This window comes from Rhodomicrobium sp. Az07 (genome assembly GCF_018619475.1).
Classification (GTDB): Bacteria; Pseudomonadota; Alphaproteobacteria; order Rhizobiales; family Rhodomicrobiaceae; genus Rhodomicrobium.
Genome location: NZ_JAHFZG010000012.1, coordinates 1 through 16,310, shown reverse-complemented (window position 1 = coordinate 16,310; position 16,310 = coordinate 1). Strand labels below are relative to the sequence as shown.

Below are 16,310 nucleotides of genomic sequence, written 5' to 3'. Positions count from 1 at the left end.
CTTCTGATGAGACGGATACCGGTTCGCCGAATGAAACCGCGCGTCCTGCCGGTCGGACCGGCGCCCGCTGATGCGAGGTCGAATGCTGCATCGTGCCGCCGAAACGGCCGCCTCCCCTGCTTCCCGCCTCGGCGTGGTCGCGCAAGTGGCGCTCCTTCTATGCACGGCCTGGATCGCCGCCGCTTTCCTGATTTCGTCTCCCGCCTCGGCGGTGGAGCCGATCGTCGTCGGTTCCGCTGAGGAAAAGATCGACATCACCCTGCTTGGCGAGTTCTACGAGCGGCGAGGCGACAAGATCGCCGTCGAGACCGCAGCAAACGCCGACGGCATAGCGGGCCGCATGACGGTTTCCGCCAAGACGCCCGGCACCAATCCAAGCTGGATCGTCTTCGCCCTGTCCAACCCCACCGACAAGCCGGTGACGCGCTTCCTCAGTGCGCAACGCTACGACATCGTCAATTCCGGCGTGTTCAAGCCGGACCTCGACGCGCCCCGCATCACCAATGTCACGCCGTCGCTCGGCTTCCGCCCCGAGCGGATCGAAGAGTACGACTTTCTCGACATCTACCGCATTTCAATCGAGCCCGGCACCACGGTAACATTCATCGTGGAACTCGCTTCGGCATCGGTGCCTCGCCTCTATCTTTCCTCGGCGCAGAATTTCGGCAAGCGTATTCGCGACGTCAATCTGCTGAACGGCATCCTTCTCGGCATAACGGGCGTACTCGGGCTGTTCCTGACCGCGCTTTTCGCCGTCAATCACAAGTCGATCTTCCCGGCGGCGGCGTTGCTCGCCTGGTCCGCGCTCGCCTATCTCTGCGTGGATTTCGGATTCTGGCACAAGTTGTTTCAGCTATCCTCCGAGGATAACGGCACCTATCGAGCGATGGCGGAGGCGTCGTTCGCGGCGACCCTTGTCATCTTTCTCTATGCCTTCCTCAATCTCAGGCTGTGGCACTCCTGGATCTCGATGGCCTTTTTCGGCTGGATCGTGGCGCAGCTCGGACTCATCTTTTTCGGGCTCGTGGACGCACAGTTGACGACCAGCCTCGCGCGTCTGTCTCTGATCCCTATCGCGGTCGTCGGCACCGCCGTCATCGTGTTTCTGGCGCTGAGAGGGCAGGAGCGAGCGCTCTCGCTGCTGCCGACATGGATGCTGTTCTTGCTGTGGCTGTTCGCCGCCGCCGTCGTCGTGACCGGCAAGATGTCCGGCGACGTGGCCGTGTCGGCGATCTCGGCGGGCCTCGTCGTTTTCCTCATGCTGATCGGCCTCACCGTCACGCAATATGCTTTCCAGACCGCCGATCCCGGCGCGTCCGGCGAAGATCCCGGCCAGTTCAAGCTGCGGGTCCTGGCGCTGGAAGCCTCCGGCGCAAGCGTGTGGGAATGGGACGGCCGACGCAACGAAATCAACGCCGGACCGGAGGTGGAAAATGCGCTCGGCGTTCCACCCGGCACGCTTCGCTGCGCGCAGGACGCCTGGCTCCAGCATCTCCACGCCTCCGACCGCGAGCGCATGCGCCTTACTCTGTGGACGCTCCGCGAGCGGCAGGGCGGCGATATCAATCTCGAATTCCGCATGAAGCGCGCCGATGGCGGCTATCTCTGGTACGAACTGCGCGCCGCCGTCACGCCGCAACGCACCACGCGTCAGCTTCGCGGTGTCGGCCTCTTGCGTAACGTGAACGCGCAGAAGCGGGCGCAGGAGCGGCTGCTTCATAACGCGATCCGGGACGGCCTCACCGGCCTGCCGAACCGCGAGCTTTTCCTCGACCGGCTGCAATTCGCCGTCACCCGCGCGCAGCTCGAAAACCTGAAGCCGACGGTGTTTTTTGTCGATCTCGACGCGCTCAAGAACCAGAGCCGTTCGGCGGATTTCGCCGCGAACGACAGCGTGCTGCTGACCGTCTCGCGGCGGCTCCAGCGATACATCTCGCAGCAGGACACGCTGGCGCGCGTGAGCCCGCTGCAATTCGCCATCCTCATTTCCGACGACACCGAGCCGCGCCATATCGCGATGCTGGCCGAACGCGTGCGCCGCTCTCTTCGCACACCGATGAAGGTCGGCGGTCGCGACCTGGTGCTCACCGGAAGTATCGGCATCGCCATGTATGACGGCACGCAGGAGCACGCGGAAGACCTGCTCCGCGAGGCCGAAAGCGCGATGTATCGCGCCAAGCGAGCGGGCCCGGATCGCATTGAGCTGTTCAAGCCCGAAATGCGCGGTGCCACCGACGAGCGCGCCATCGTGCAGGCCGATCTGAAACACGCCATCGAGCGCCGCCAGATCCGTATGCTGTATCAGCCCATCATGCGCATCGCCGACGAGCGGCTTGCCGGCATGGAAGCGTTCGTCGTCTGGGATCACCCGACGCTCGGCAAGCTTGCCCTGCCGGAATTCGAGGCCGCCGCCGAGGCGGCCGGGCTTTCGGGCGAATTGTGGGCCTATGTGTTCGAGCGCTGCATCCGACAGGGCGCGCGCTGGCACCGCATCCTCCAGCGCGACGACCCGATCTATATTTCGATCAACATGTCGAGCGAGCAGCTTTTCCACCACGATCTGGTGCAGAACCTGCGGCTGATCATCGGGCGCGAAACTCTGCCCAGGGGGGCGCTCCGGCTCGAAATCGCCGAGACGCTTATCAACGCGAACCCCGAGCAGGCCATCGAGATTCTCGACTGGCTGAAAAGCCTCAACGTCTCCATCGCGCTCGATGAATTCGGCGTGAGCTTCTCGTCGCTCTCGTACTGGAACCGTCTCTCCATCGACGCGATCAAGATCGACCGTTCGCTCGTCACCCTCTCCGACAAGGACCGCTCAAGCGCCATGGTGCTGAAGGCGGTGCTGTCCATCGCGCACGAACTCGGCAAGGACGTGGTCGCCGTGGGCATCGACAGCGAGGAGGATCTCGCCTATGTCCGCGCGCTCGGCTGCGACTACGGACAAGGCTTCTTCTATGCGGATCTCATGTCCGACAAGGATGTCGTCAACCTTCTGAATGCCATCGCGCGCTCAAACAAGCGCGACAACAGGGCCATTGAAAAGGAAGAGCGGCGCGCCGAGCGCCGCGCGGAAAAGGGGCGCGAGGAGGAAAAGGAAAAAGCGCTGGTTCTCGCCGAAAGGGAAGCGCAAGCGCCTCAGATGGCGGGCGATGACGCGCCGGAGCCGTCCGCCAAGCCGTCACGGGCCATTGGCCGCCGCTTCCGTCGCGGCGAAGCGAGCAAACAGCGGGCGAAGGGCGACGCGGCAGCGCCTCAACCGGAGCGAGCCTTCAGTCCTGCTCCGGGCAAGCCCCCGCAGCCCGGGCAGGGCTTCACACCCGCGCCCGACGCGCCCGAACCGTCAGGGCCGCCGTTCAAACCGCGCAAGGCTTGACACCCAGGGCGTTGCGCGTCCATCAGCGATTGCGCGTGAGCCTCAGAAATCCGCTTTCAGGTCCATGCCCGCGTAAAGCGAGGCGACCTGCTCGCCATAGCCGTTGAACGGAAGCGTCGGGCGACGCGGCGCGAACAGCCCGCCTTCGCCGATACGCCGCTCGGTCGCCTGGCTCCAGCGCGGATGATCCACCGCCGGGTTCACGTTGGAATAGAAGCCGTATTCGCGCGCGTTCTGCATGTTCCATGAGGTCGGCGGCTGGCTCTCCACGAGGCTGACGCGGACGATGGACTTGATGCTCTTGAACCCGTATTTCCATGGCACGACGAGACGCAGCGGCGCGCCGTTCTGGTTCGGCAGCGTTTCGCCGTAAAGGCCGACGGCAAGGATCGTCAGCGGATGCATCGCCTCGTCGAGGCGCAGGCCCTCGCGATACGGCCAGTCGAGCGGCTGGAAGAAACCCCTCTGCCCCGGCATTTCGGACGGCCGCACCAGCGTTTCGAAGGCCACGAACTTCGCGGAGCCGAGCGGCTCGACGCGCGCGAGCAGCGCCGACAACGGGAAGCCGATCCATGGGATCACCATCGACCAGCCTTCGACGCAGCGCAGCCGGTAGATGCGCTCTTCAAGCGGCGCAAGCTTCAGGATCTCATCCAGCGCGAGCGTCGCAGGCTTCGCGACGAGCCCGTCGATGGCGACGGACCATGGGCTCGTCTTGAGCGCGCCGGAATAGGAGGCGGGATCGCTCTTGTCCGTGCCGAACTCATAGAAATTGTTGTAGGTGGTCACGTCCTTCTTCGGCGTAAGCGGCTCGGCCGTGCCGAACGGCCCTTTCTCGAAGGACAGCGGCGTGGCGTTCGAGGGTGACGGCAAGCCCAGCGCCAGCGACGCAATCGCCCCGCCGATAAACTCGCGGCGGCGCAAATACAAGGCGCGGGGCGTGATCTCGGATGAAGGGACGGGCGGTCCCAGCGCGTCGCGCGTTCGGGCAGCCGCGGTCGGACGCTTCTTGTCGTCGCTCGATCTGTCGTTCCAACGATGCGGCTTTGCGGGTCGATCCGGGCGTTTGTCAGGCATGAAACCTCGCTTCCGTTCCGCATGTGGGCGCGGTTGCCGAATTGCGCCACCGGGTTTCCATCACAACGCGGAGAGGACCGCGCTTCTTCCCACGCTCCTTATCTCCTTCGCTTGAAGCGGCAGGTCGAGCGATGCGGGGCGGGGACGGAACCGGCGCTGGGTTGAAGCGCGTCAGACACCCCAGACAAGGCTCACCATGAACCGCGCCGCGACGAACAGCAGGAAGGACATGAAAGTGACTTCCAACGTCCGCCGCGAAAGCCGATGCGCCAGCCTCGCGCCGAGCGGCGCCGCGAGCACGCTCACCGGGCCGAGCACGAGGAAGCCGAGCAGGCTGACATAGCCCGCCGACAGCGGTGGAAGCGCTGCGACGTTCCAGCCTTCCACCATATAGCCGATGGTGGCGGGAATTGCGATGATCGGCCCGAAGCCCGCCGCCGTGCCGACCGCCTGATGGATCGGCCAGCCGAGGAACTTCATGTAGGCCGTGACGTAGGCTCCGCCGCCGATGCCGATCAGCGTTGAAATCAGGCCGATACCGAAACCGGCGACGAGATTCCACGGCGCGGGTGGAAGCGCCGCGTCGGGCTTCGGCTCGCTTTTGCCGAAGGCGAGCCGGGAGGCGATGAAGATGCAGGATATCGCGAACACGGCCTTGAGGAAGCTCGACGGCGCACGCGACGCGATGAACACGCCGAGCACCGCGCCCGCCACGACCCACGGCCCGAGCCGCCGTATCACGTCCATCACAACCGCGCCGTGCCTGTTATGCGACCGGACGGAATTGATCGCCGTCGGAATGATGATGGCGAGCGAGGTCGCCACGCAGACGCGCATGATGATGCTTTCGTCCACGTTGGCCAGCCGGAACAGTTCGTAGAGTACAGGGACGCTTACCGCGCCGCCGCCGATGCCGAGAAGGCCCGCGAGGAAGCCGGTGATGATGCCGCCGATAAGGAGCGCGACGGCCAATTCCGCGATCTGATACCACGGCAGGTGTTGTATGAGGTCGAGCATGGCGGGACATGAGATGGAGAGTTGAAAGGCGAGCGGAGACTACAGTTTTGCCGCGTGCATGCAATTATTATTATTTTTGGGCATTATTATATGCAATTTAAGCTGTCGTGTGCATATTGAAGCCAACAGGAATCCGCCTTCCGCAACCCTGTCAGGCCGCGAGCGACGGCGCCTCTTCCACCCGCCGCGCAGCCTCGATAGCGGCGTGTATGATGTCCAACCCCGCGCCTGGCTTGACGCTTTCCTCGGTCAACAGGCGTCGGAAAAGCCGCGCGCCCGGCCTTCCGTTCACGAGCCCGATCATGTGGCGTGCGATGGCGGAAAGCCGCGTGCCGCGCTCAAGCTCGCGTTCGATGAACGGAAGCATGCGCTCAAGGGCTTCACGGGGCCGGAGCGGCGCGGCCGTTTCGCCATAGAGCGCGGCGTCCACCTCCAACAGCAGCGCCGGGTTCTTGTAGGCCGCGCGGCCGAGCATCACGCCGTCGACCGCCTCAAGATGCGTCGCGCTCTGTTCGATTGTTTCGATGCCGCCGTTGATGACGATCGTCAGTTCGGGGAACGCGGCCTTGAGGCGATAGACGCGCTCGTAATCGAGCGGCGGCACGTCGCGGTTCTCTCTGGGCGACAGCCCCTTGAGCCATGCCTTGCGCGCATGGACGATGAAGATTTCGCAGCCAGCTTCCGCCACCGTCTCGATGAAGCGCGTGAGGTCGGCCTCGCTGTCCTGCTCGTCGATGCCGATGCGGTTCTTCACGGTGACGGGGATCTGGCCGCCGACCGCGCTTCGCATCGCCGCCACGCATTCGCCGACAAGCGCCGGTTCCGCCATCAGGCACGCGCCGAACCGGCCCGATTGGACGCGGTCCGAGGGGCAGCCGCAATTGAGGTTGATCTCGTCATAGCCGAACCCCGCGCCGATTTCGGCCGCGCGCGCGAGTTCGAGCGGGTCCGAGCCGCCGAGTTGCAGCGCGACGGGGTGCTCCGAAGCGTCGAAGCCGAGAAGCCGCTCGCGGTCGCCGTACATGATCGCGCCGGACGTGACCATCTCCGTATAGAGCCGCGCGCGACGCGACAGGACGCGATGGAAGAAGCGGCAATGCCGATCCGTCCAATCCATCATGGGTGCTACGCAGAAGCGCCAATCGGCCTCTTCTGAGGATTTTTCCTTATTTAGCAGTAGCATATATTCGAAACCGATCTTCTTCGTTGCGCCCGTTCCTGGGTGATTTCTTCCGATTTGCGCTCATTTTTTCGATATGGTCATGGGGACCATCCTTCCACGAAAAACAAAAGACAGGTCCATCCATATAGCGCGCCTCTTGATCCACGCCGAAGCGGCTTGCTTTCGATCAAAGATTCTGGCTTCACGATAACTCTTTCCCTCGCGCTTTATGAAGACATCTTGTCGAGAGCGCCGCAGCAAACTCGGATCAGGAACGTTTAATGTCCTCACCGGGTTTCCCTGTCCATAACCGGATCCACCTGAACGAGCGAGAACGATAAATGGCAGAACGAGAGGACGAGAGCTTACCGCAGGACGGGCAGAGCGATCTCACTTCGAATGCCAAGCGTGCGCTTGCGGAGAAGAAGGCAGCCGATTCCGACACCGAAGCGCCGCCAACGACGCAAGCAGCCGGCAAGGGCATGCAGCCAAATCCGAATTCAGACATCGCACCCTCGGGCGCCCTCGAACAGGAAGGACAACGCCCGGTGCTGGAACGCTCCCGCAAGGTGCGCTGACGTTTCGCGTCAAACGCTGAACATGATCGACCGGTAAGGACTATGAAAATGCTCTATCTCGACCGGTTCACCGATGTGGATTACTGTCGCCTGGATGAGATCCGCGCCGACCATTGCGTTTCGATCTATATCCCCACGAATACCGTGAGTCTGGAGACGGAACAGGACAAGATCCTGTTCAAGAACGCGACCCAAAGGGCGATGACGCAACTGGCGGACGCTGGAGCCGACAAGCGGCGCGTCTCCGAAATCGAGGCGCGCCTGAAAAGCCTCGCCGACGACACACTACTATGGAACCACATGGCCGAAGGCCTTGCCGTGTTCGCCACGCCCGACGCGATGGAAACCTACCGCCTCCCGCGAACCGTTTCGGTCGAAGTCGAGGTTTCAGACCGCTTCCACCTCAAACCTCTCATCCCGCTCCTCGCCTTTCCGCACACGGCGTATGTCCTCGACATCGCCCAGGCCCAGGTGCGGTTCTTGTGCGTTACCGAAGGGCAGATGAAGGAAATCGAGGTGCCGAGCATGCCGACGAGCTTCGACGATGCGATGGCGCAGCGCACGGCTGATGGCGAGTCGGTTGAAATACGGCAGGACGAGCACCGGAAGGTGCGTCAGCGGCAATTCGCGCGCGCGATTGAGGAAGCTCTCCGTCCTGTTTTGCTGAACCGGAAGGCACCTCTCGTTCTCGCAGGTGTAGACACCATGCTCACCTATTATCGTGACGTCGACACCTATCCGCACACCGAGGATGCTGTCATCTCGGGCAATCAGGAACACCGCAGAGCGGACGAATTCGCTGCGGAGGTCCGCGCCATCGTCTCGCGGCGGTTCGAGAGCACGATCGCCGATCGTCTTGATCGCGTCGAGGCGTTGCGGGACGACCGGCGCAGCTCGACCGACGTGACCGAGATCGCCCACGCAGCACAGGAAGGTCGAGTCGAGTCGCTTGTCGTTGCCGTCGATCATGAGATCTACGGGACGCTGACCGGCGGAATTGGTTCCATTGCACCGCGCGCGCCTGCCGACGCCGCGACTTACGATATCCTCGACAAGGTTGTCGCTCTCACCCTTCGCCAGGGCGGCGAGGTCATCGGCGCGCGGAAGAAGGAACTCCCCGACGGGTTCCAGATCGCGGCTATCTTCCGTTACGCGCGGTGATGCCCGACGCGCCCGCTAATCTGAAGCAGGAGGATCCCAGTGCATATTCAGGTCAACACGGACGACAACATCGAAGGCCGGGACGAACTTGCCGTCAAGATCGAGGCCGAGGTCACCGCTACGTTGAGTCGGTTCGGCGATCAAATCACCCGTGTGGAGGTGCACCTCAGCGACGAGAACGCCGGTAAGTCTGGCAGCGCCGACAAGCGTTGCCTTATGGAGGCCCGGCCGGCCGGGCATCAGCCGATAGCCGTCAGTCACGCGGGGGCCACGTTGGAAATGGCCTACAGCGGAGCTGCAAAGAAACTGAGAAGTTCGCTAGAGAACACCCTCGGACGTGCGAACGATCACAAGGGAAGCGCCTCCATCCGTACGAATGGAGGTATATGAAACAAAATGGACGGTTGACCAAGCTGCCATATGTCCGCTGAGAAATGTGCGTGGGTCGACAGGCTCGCCTATGGCCGTTCCCCGTACTCAAGAGTCGATCATGCCACGGGTGGGCGCGCGTTTCCGGCGGATTTCATCCATCAGCAGGTGAACGTTGCGCAAGTTTGCCTTGAAGAAGAAATCGAACACCGGTCCGGCGACCGGGATTGCGCCAACCAGCGCGTCGATCCCCGCATTCAAGGCCATGCGCCGCAGAAGCGCTGGAGATGCGCCCAGCTTTCGCGCCGACGCGATGATCCCGAACGACAGGGCGAGCCCGGCGAGGTCGCCGGCGATGGGCACCAGTCCAATAATCGGATCCCAGCCGAAGCGCAGCTTCGTCAGCGGCAGCCTGAACCGAGAGTCCAGCGATCTCGCGAGCCGATCAGTATGATCGAGAGCATGCAGGTAACCGGCAAGGACCGGTTCGTTGGCGGCGGGGATTCGGTATTTCATGCCTTTTTCCGCCTCTGCATTTAGCCACGACGAGTATGATGCCCACCGCCTTGAGCGCAGCCACGATCGTCAGCGACGGCCTTGTTTCAAGCAAGCCCTACCGCGCGATTTTCTTGACAGAGACAGGCGAGGCTCTCTTGGCGTCGATGCTGAAACCGCTCAGGCGGATGCGGAGGGGATCGAGCATCATGTGAGCGAACCATCCCTCCGCGCATTCGCAAGCTTCTCGGGATAGAATGCTTCGGGCGCTGACGCTGCTTGCGGTGTCATCCTCTATCTGAGGAAGCAGAAATCCTCGCCACTATAACACGCTTCGGCGACAAGCTGATCGTTGCGCCGACGAGCGTTCTGCCGACGGGCAGGGGGAGGCGGATGCAAACGCCGGATAATTACAGCATCGTGCCGCAAATCAGACGCGGCACGACGCTTTAGGTTTCTGTTTTCGACCAGCTTTCTGCGTCAAATCGAGTTCGATTAAACGCAGGCTGATCTAATGGCCGGGACATGCCCGGCCATTTTTATCAGGTCGTTGCAGCGTCTACGCCACCGGCTCCGAGTGAACCGGCAGGTCGATCATCGCCATGACGAAGCCGCTCGTGTCGTCCACGGCCTCCTCCCACAGCGAGATGTAGGTGGGCAGCGCAGGCAACACGCGCCCGACCACTTCGCCGTGATCGAACAGCAACTCCGCCTCGTACTTCCGGCAGATGCGCTGCATCTTGTGGTTCTCGGCGAGGCAATTCATGTAAAGGCGCTGAATGCCCCGGTTCCGCGCCGCGCGGATGATGCGGCCCAGAAGCTCGGTGCCGACGCCCCGGTTCTGATAGTCGTGCTCCACCGAAAACGCGCCCTCGGCATCCGCCGACCAGGCATCGCCGATTTGCCGCATTTCTGCCGCGGCGCGCATTTCGCCTTCGACGAAGAAACCGTAGACGAGGCACTTCATTTCGCCCAGCCGCGAGGCGTAGTCGATAATGAAGGCGTCGCTCACAGCCATGCCGAAACGCATCCGGCGACTGTCACGGTCAAGTCTCAAGAGATGGTCGCGGAATTTATCGGCTTCCGACAACCACATCTTTCTGATCGTTCCTCCCCAGAGGTGAGATTCAGGCATGGGAACCTCCTTCTGGATGGTTGTGTGAGCCAGATGTTTCGGCTCCTTTGACCTACACTTGTAGCATGCGCCTTCATGTTGCAAGTGCGAAGAGCGCGAAACAAAGGCGCATGGCACCTATGACCGCCGACCAAAACGCTATGTTTACAGTTGACCTGTGGAGCCGAAGCCACCGGTGTTTCGCTTTGTCGCGGGGAGTTCGTCGACAATTTCCAGCGTAACCCTTGAAACCGGGGCGATGACGAGCTGCGCGATGCGGAAGCCTCTTTCGATTGCGTAAGGCTCGCTGCCGAGGTTGATCAACAAAACTTGTACCTCGCCGCGATAATCAGAATCGATGGTGCCGGGCGCGTTCAGAACCGTTATCCCGTGGCGAAGCGCCAGACCCGAGCGCGGGCGAACCTGCCCCTCATATCCGTGCGGCAATTCGAGAGCGATGCCGGTCGGGATCAGCGCGCGCTCGCCCGGCGCAAGAAACTGAGCGTGACCCGGCTCCAACGCTGCCGCCAGATCGAGGCCGGCGGCATGCTCGCTGGCATAGGCGGGCGGGTTCAACCCTTCGCCGTGGGGCAGCACATTATATCGGACGACGGCCTCGCTCATGAGCTTCCTTCTTGTTGGGAGGTGGCGCGGCGCACCGCGCCGAGATTTTCGGCCGCCGCGCGCATGAGCCGCAGCGCCACGTCGTCCTTGGACAAGGCGGGCCAGCTTTCCACGCCGTCGCGGCGGATCAGATGCACTTCGTTGCGATCGCCGCCGAAGATTCCGCGCTCCGGTGAGACATCGTTGGCGACGATCCAGTCCGCGCCCTTGCTCGCGAGCTTCTTCGAGCCGTGCGCGACCGCGTTGCCGGTTTCGGCGGCGAACCCGATGACGAGCGGCGGGCGCCCTTCGCCGCGCGAGGCGATTGTTTTGAGGATGTCGGGATTTTCGACGAGGCGAAGCTGCGGCGGCCCGTCTTCTCCCTTCTTGATTTTTTCCGGTTCGACCGACGCGGCGCGCCAGTCTGCGACGGCGGCGGCGAACACTGCGATGTCGGCTGGAAGCGCGGCCTCGACCGCGTCGAACATCTGACGCGCGGTCTCGACATGGACCGTTGCAACGCCTTTGGGATCGGGAAGCGCGGTCGGCCCCGCCACGAGCGTCACGCGAGCGCCGAGACGAGCGGCGGCGACGGCGATGGCGTAGCCCTGCTTTCCGCTCGAACGGTTGCCGATGAAGCGGACCGGGTCGAGCGGCTCGTAGGTCGGCCCGGCGGTGACGAGCACGTGCAGCCCGGCAAGCTCGCCGCTGGAAGCGCCATTACCCTCGGCGGTGACGGTGCCTGCGCATTTGCTGCGCAGCGTGCTGCCGTTCTGATGGGCGGGTCGCGCGGCGGGGTCCTCGCCAAGAACGGCGTTCGCCGCATTCATGATCTCGTCCACCTCCGCCATGCGGCCGACGCCCCATTCGCCGCACGCCATGTTGCCCTCGTTCGGACCCACGAAACGAACGCCATCGGCGGCGAGTTGCGCGAGATTGCGGCGCGTGGCCGGATGCGTCCACATGCGCCAGTTCATGGCGGGAGCGGCCAGAACGGGCTTGTCGCCCGCGAGGATGACGGTGCTTGCGAGGTCGTCCGCGATGCCGTGCGCCATCTTCGCGAGCAGGTTCGCGGTGGCGGGCGCTACGACGATGAGGTCAGCCTCGCGCGACAGGCGGATGTGGCCGATCTCCGTCTCGTTCTTGAGGTCGAAAAGCTCGGTGAACGGCGGTTCCTCGGACAGCACGGCCACCGACAGCGGTGTCACGAACTCCTGCGCGGCGCGCGTCAGCACGCAGCGAACCTTCGCGCCGCGTTCTTTGGCCCGGCGGATGAAGTCGAGGCATTTATAGGCCGCGATGCCGCCGCCGATGATGAGGAGGATGGATTTTCCGTGCATGTCCGGCGTTCCGATTGCGGCGAAATCCTACAGCGCCCGAAGGCGCAAGTCATCATCCGCGCGGACATGCGGCCGCCGCCCGCATCGCCCATCACGTCTTGTAGCCGCCCATCCGGCAAACAAGGTTCCATTCATCGGCGGTGACGGGCTGAACCGATAGCCGCGAATATTTCACGAGCGCCATGTCGGCAAGGCGCGGCTCGCCCTTGATTTCGGCAAGCGTCACAGGGTCGGGAAAAGGCGCGACCGCCTCCACATCGACGCAATGCCACCGCCCGGTCGGATCGGTCGAATCCGGGTGGGCTTCGTTCAGGACCCGGACGACGCCCACGATGCGCTTTTCTTGCACGGAGTGATAGAAGAAGCCGAGGTCGCCCTTTTTCATCGCCCGCATGTTCTTCTGCGCGAGCGCGTTGCGGACGCCGCTCCATTCCTCGCCCTTGCTTCCGGCCCTGAGTTGATCGTCCCAGGAAAACGTTCCCGGTTCCGTCTTGAAAAGCCAGTAAGCCATTGCGCCGTCAGTTTCCGTTGAAGCCTATTTCCACAATTGTTGCCGCGAGTATGGGACCGAGCTTTCCTGTCTGCAAGAATACGACGAGCATATCGCCGTCTTTCGACAGCGCATCCAGAGGCAGCGAATAGGACGCGGGCGCGCCCTGCCAATCCCCGGCATCCGTGAGGCGGCGCACCACGTTGGTGTAAGTGACCAATTGCCCGGCATTATCGCCAGCGCCGATTTTCTGCGACCGCGAACGAAGCACCGTCGCCACCCAGAGCTTGCCGCTGCGATGGCGCATAGGGGCGGCGCTTTCTCCGACATCGACAAAGAGATTGCCGTCCTCATGTCGGACGGAGAGGAGAACGGACTGGTTCCTGAGCGAGGTGGAAGTGGCCTTGATCGCGGTTTCGATCTCGGGGAGGTCGCTGCCGACGCAATTGCGCATCCCGTTTACGACTGCCAGCGGCGTGAACACCTCGCCCTTCGTGAGCAGCGCGGCGTAATTGCGCTGGCGTTCGCCATGTTCAGGGCGCGCCAGCGTATCCCTCCAGCCGAGATAATCCCAATAATTGACCGGGAAACTCAGCACCACGATACCCGGCCGAAGCGAGAGCTGTTGCAGGATCCTGTGCGCGGGCGGGCAGAGCGAGCACCCTTGACTCGAAAATAATTCCACGACGGATGTCGGTTCGTTTGCCGGGGTCGCAAGTGACTTGCCGCCTGCCGCGCAGGTGAAGGCGAGGGCGCCCATCAAGAAGAGTTGGCCAACCGATGCCAAGCGCGTCAAGAGAGCCTCCGAAGTCGATGGTTCGTCATGCACTTTGCGCAATAACACCTTCAACTCCCAGTCACGACTCCTTGTTTTTCTTCACATGTCAGCGAGTTAACGGATGAAAGCCGGGTCGCTTCCGCGAGGGGAAGGGCGTGTGCCTCGCTTTCGCTGAAGCCGAATGACACCGGATTGCGCAGTCGCCGCTCCGATGGCCCGGCTTGTCACTCGAACTGCGTGCCCCTGCCGAGCGGGAAGCCGCGCAGGAACTCGTCGCCGCCGACCGCGCGCTTGCCTGCCCGCTGCACCCGCGTGAGCCGCACAGCCTGCGAGCCGCACGCAACCGTCAAATGCCCGTCGAGAAGCTGTCCCGGATCGCCCTTGCCGGGAACCAGAACGGAGCGCAACACCTTCACGCGCTCGCACTTGCCGCCAAGCAGCGCCTCGAACCATGCGCCGGGGTAAGGCGACAGCCCGCGGATCTTGTCGTGAACGTCGGGGCCGGGACGCGACCAGTCGATGCGCGTCTCGTCCTTCGAGATCTTGGCGGCGTAGGTCACGCCCTCCTCCGGTTGCGGCGTAAAGGCGATTTCGCCGCGCGGAAGCCGGTCGAGCGCCGCCAGCATCAGCGGCGCGCCCATAAGCGAAAGGTGATCGTGGATTTCGCCCGCCGTGGCGTCAGCGCCGATGGAAATCCGGTCGGCGAGTGCGATGGGGCCGGTATCGAGCCCCTCCTCCATTTTCATCACCATGACGCCGGTTTCAGCGTCGCCCGCGATGATCGCGCGCTGAATGGGCGCGGCGCCGCGCCAACGCGGCAGAAGCGATGCGTGAAGGTTGAGGCAGCCGAGCGGCGGCGCGGCGAGCACCGGCTTCGGCAGAATGAGGCCGTATGCGACGACCACGGCAACGTCCGCGCCCAGCGCCGCGAACTCGGTTTGCGCCTCGGCTTTCCTGAGCGATTTCGGGGTGAAGACGTGCAGCCCCGCTTCTTCGGCGAAAGCATGAACCGGCGATTTTTTCGGTTCCATTCCGCGCCCGGCCGGCCTTGGAGGCTGCGTGTATACGCCGACGACGTCATGCCCGGCTGCTACGATTTCGCTGAGAGTGGGAACGGAGAAGTCCGGCGTTCCCATAAACACGACGCGCAGAACCATTGGATCGGCGTCTCCATGTTAGGCATTTTTGCTGATCGCGTGCGCGGGTTTCACGCGCTCGTTACGATCCGTGAAGGGTTGTTAAAGCGCGCGGGGGTTGATTTTGCAAGCCGGAAGCGCGCCGGAATGTCGCAAAACGACAGTGCCTCCATAGCGGGCGGCTGCGGAGACGCCTGCATTATCGCTATGTGGGGGAAAATGGTGGTTGCCGTTCGGAGGTGCCATCCGGGGCGCGGCTCGGGGAAAGTCACGCACGTGCAGCTTTACGTAATGGAAAGCCTATCGTTTGACGTTCACGGTAAAGCTTGTTTCCCTTCGCATCGAAAAGGCCGGTGAAAAGCTCTTTTTCCTGTTCGTGGACCGTGAGCGTCTGACCATTCCCTTGCTCGTAATCGTAAAACCAATCTTCTGACGAATACCAATTCTTCGAGCGGGACTTTTTCATGACGGTACTTCTTACGGGTTGGCTGAACAAAACACGGCCCGTTGGCACTACACTGCGCGGTTTTGCGGGAGCAGAGAGGGGTCAATCGTGGGCGCGTGACCTTATTGCATCACAAATACCCGCCCCATGGTTTGATGCAAATCAAATTTGCATCTCCCGAGCGGCGTTAGGTAGCCATTAACGGCGATATTAACCAATGAAAGCAGTGCGTCCCGATAGGGCGACCGCCACGACCGCTATTCTCGTGCGGCGCACGCGCGATATTGCTGCTGACACCGTTGCAGATTGAAAAACAACAAGTAGCTAGTCCTTCAGGCGCATATTTTTGCGTGAGAGCATGCGGCAAGGTGGGCAAAAATATGCGCCGGAGGAACTAGACCAGCGCCTTTTCCGGCGCGGTCGCGACGGACCTCAGGCTGGCGACTTCCGACTTTGCTTCGCGTTTGACGAGCCGATCCCTGTGCTTGAGGACGACCATGATTTCCAGCACCTGAGAAACGAAATCCTGGTAATTCCAGCCGATTTCTTCGGATTTGAGCCACATGTTTTCCAGGTTCTTTTCGATGGATATCCTGGTCTTGAAATGGCGCGGCTCGTCGCGGCCGACGCTCGGCTCAGGCTTGACCGCCGGGAATGCAAGTCCCGGGAGCATGTTCTTCCTCGTCGCGGCTGCGCTCATAATTCCCCCAACTCCAACTATTGCGTGATGATTTATCGGGTCCCGATGACCTGGCCTTTGAGCGCGGTTAACAGCCTCTAAAAACATTTGTTCCAAAATAAGGATATTTTCGTAGTCCCCATTTTGAAACCGTTGCGAACCCGACACAATCCGCGCTCGGGGGAGCACTTTCGTCGGCGCCACACCTGCTATGCGGTCGGACAGGGAACAGACTCGCGCGAGTCGCATTGGCCTCGAAGGAAAGTGCAGCGGCTGCTTGGACTTAATGCGGTTCAGGGCCCATCGGGGGAACCGGCAATTAGCGTTTGCCGAACGGCGCGGATATTCGCGCCGTTCCGCTGCGCGCAACCGGTTGCGCTAGGTGATAAACCCATAAAGGGATTCCCGAATCGGGCGCGCTGTGATTCAAACTCCCAAACGAGGGAGTTTCTCATGGCGCGCTTCGATCTGACGGATTTCGAGTGGTCTG

General features: G+C 62.5%; 16 protein-coding genes. 4 read left to right on the top strand and 12 right to left on the bottom strand.

Annotated elements, in window-relative coordinates; translation table 11 throughout:
- Positions 1-82: 82 nt before the first annotated feature.
- The gene (locus KKP04_RS10105) at positions 83-3,376 is read left to right on the top strand and encodes an EAL domain-containing protein (protein WP_215030328.1); all 3,294 of its coding nucleotides are present in this window, start codon (positions 83-85) and stop codon (positions 3,374-3,376) included.
- A 42-nt stretch (positions 3,377-3,418) separates the two neighbouring features.
- Here KKP04_RS10105 and msrP read toward each other — a convergent pair whose 3' ends face one another.
- From msrP to dusA, 3 genes are all read right to left on the bottom strand, one after another.
- Positions 3,419-4,453 carry a protein-methionine-sulfoxide reductase catalytic subunit MsrP gene (msrP, locus tag KKP04_RS10100; RefSeq protein WP_251134027.1) on the bottom strand — a complete coding sequence of 345 codons (1,035 nt, stop codon included), beginning with the start codon at positions 4,451-4,453 and terminating at the stop codon, positions 3,419-3,421.
- Between the two features lie 171 nt (positions 4,454-4,624).
- On the bottom strand, positions 4,625-5,470 hold the full coding sequence (locus KKP04_RS10095) for a sulfite exporter TauE/SafE family protein (protein WP_215030325.1): 846 nt from the start codon (positions 5,468-5,470) through the stop codon (positions 4,625-4,627).
- A 151-nt stretch (positions 5,471-5,621) separates the two neighbouring features.
- Positions 5,622-6,653 carry a tRNA dihydrouridine(20/20a) synthase DusA gene (gene dusA / locus KKP04_RS10090; protein ID WP_215030322.1) on the bottom strand — a complete coding sequence of 344 codons (1,032 nt, stop codon included), beginning with the start codon at positions 6,651-6,653 and terminating at the stop codon, positions 5,622-5,624.
- 320 nt (positions 6,654-6,973) lie between these two features.
- Between dusA and KKP04_RS10085 the strand changes: the two genes are divergently transcribed.
- The 3 genes from KKP04_RS10085 to KKP04_RS10075 are packed head-to-tail and all read left to right on the top strand — an operon-like array spanning position 6,974 to position 8,761.
- Positions 6,974-7,210 (top strand): hypothetical protein, encoded by a 237-nt coding sequence (locus tag KKP04_RS10085; RefSeq protein ID WP_215030319.1) that lies wholly within the window; start codon positions 6,974-6,976, stop codon positions 7,208-7,210.
- A 48-nt stretch (positions 7,211-7,258) separates the two neighbouring features.
- Entirely contained in the window at positions 7,259-8,371 is a 1,113-nt protein-coding gene (locus KKP04_RS10080) for a hypothetical protein (protein ID WP_215030317.1), read from the top strand.
- Between the two features lie 39 nt (positions 8,372-8,410).
- Positions 8,411-8,761 carry an HPF/RaiA family ribosome-associated protein gene (locus KKP04_RS10075; protein ID WP_215030314.1) on the top strand — a complete coding sequence of 117 codons (351 nt, stop codon included), beginning with the start codon at positions 8,411-8,413 and terminating at the stop codon, positions 8,759-8,761.
- A gap of 87 nt (positions 8,762-8,848) precedes the next feature.
- Here KKP04_RS10075 and KKP04_RS10070 read toward each other — a convergent pair whose 3' ends face one another.
- From KKP04_RS10070 to KKP04_RS10025, 9 genes are all read right to left on the bottom strand, one after another.
- Positions 8,849-9,256, bottom strand: coding sequence for a DUF4112 domain-containing protein (locus KKP04_RS10070; RefSeq protein ID WP_215030311.1), 408 nt, complete (start codon positions 9,254-9,256; stop codon positions 8,849-8,851).
- A gap of 538 nt (positions 9,257-9,794) precedes the next feature.
- Positions 9,795-10,370, bottom strand: a complete 576-nt coding sequence (locus KKP04_RS10060) for a GNAT family N-acetyltransferase (protein WP_127076958.1) — start codon at positions 10,368-10,370, stop codon at positions 9,795-9,797.
- A gap of 144 nt (positions 10,371-10,514) precedes the next feature.
- Positions 10,515-10,973 (bottom strand): dUTP diphosphatase, encoded by a 459-nt coding sequence (gene dut, locus KKP04_RS10055; RefSeq protein ID WP_215030308.1) that lies wholly within the window; start codon positions 10,971-10,973, stop codon positions 10,515-10,517.
- Entirely contained in the window at positions 10,970-12,292 is a 1,323-nt protein-coding gene (locus tag KKP04_RS10050) for a phosphopantothenate--cysteine ligase family flavoprotein (RefSeq protein WP_215030305.1), read from the bottom strand. Before KKP04_RS10050 ends, dut begins: the two co-directional genes overlap by 4 nt.
- A 91-nt stretch (positions 12,293-12,383) precedes the next feature.
- On the bottom strand, positions 12,384-12,803 hold the full coding sequence (locus KKP04_RS10045; protein WP_215030302.1) for an EVE domain-containing protein: 420 nt from the start codon (positions 12,801-12,803) through the stop codon (positions 12,384-12,386).
- A 7-nt stretch (positions 12,804-12,810) separates the two neighbouring features.
- Positions 12,811-13,578 carry a thioredoxin family protein gene (locus KKP04_RS10040; protein ID WP_215030299.1) on the bottom strand — a complete coding sequence of 256 codons (768 nt, stop codon included), beginning with the start codon at positions 13,576-13,578 and terminating at the stop codon, positions 12,811-12,813.
- Positions 13,579-13,784: 206 nt separating this feature from the next.
- Positions 13,785-14,717, bottom strand: a complete 933-nt coding sequence (fmt, locus tag KKP04_RS10035; protein ID WP_215030296.1) for a methionyl-tRNA formyltransferase — start codon at positions 14,715-14,717, stop codon at positions 13,785-13,787.
- Between the two features lie 247 nt (positions 14,718-14,964).
- On the bottom strand, positions 14,965-15,162 hold the full coding sequence (locus KKP04_RS10030; RefSeq protein ID WP_215030293.1) for a hypothetical protein: 198 nt from the start codon (positions 15,160-15,162) through the stop codon (positions 14,965-14,967).
- 373 nt (positions 15,163-15,535) lie between these two features.
- Positions 15,536-15,814: a hypothetical protein gene (locus tag KKP04_RS10025; protein ID WP_215030288.1), complete on the bottom strand. Its 279-nt coding sequence runs from the start codon at positions 15,812-15,814 to the stop codon at positions 15,536-15,538.
- Between the last annotated feature and the right edge of the window lie 496 nt (positions 15,815-16,310).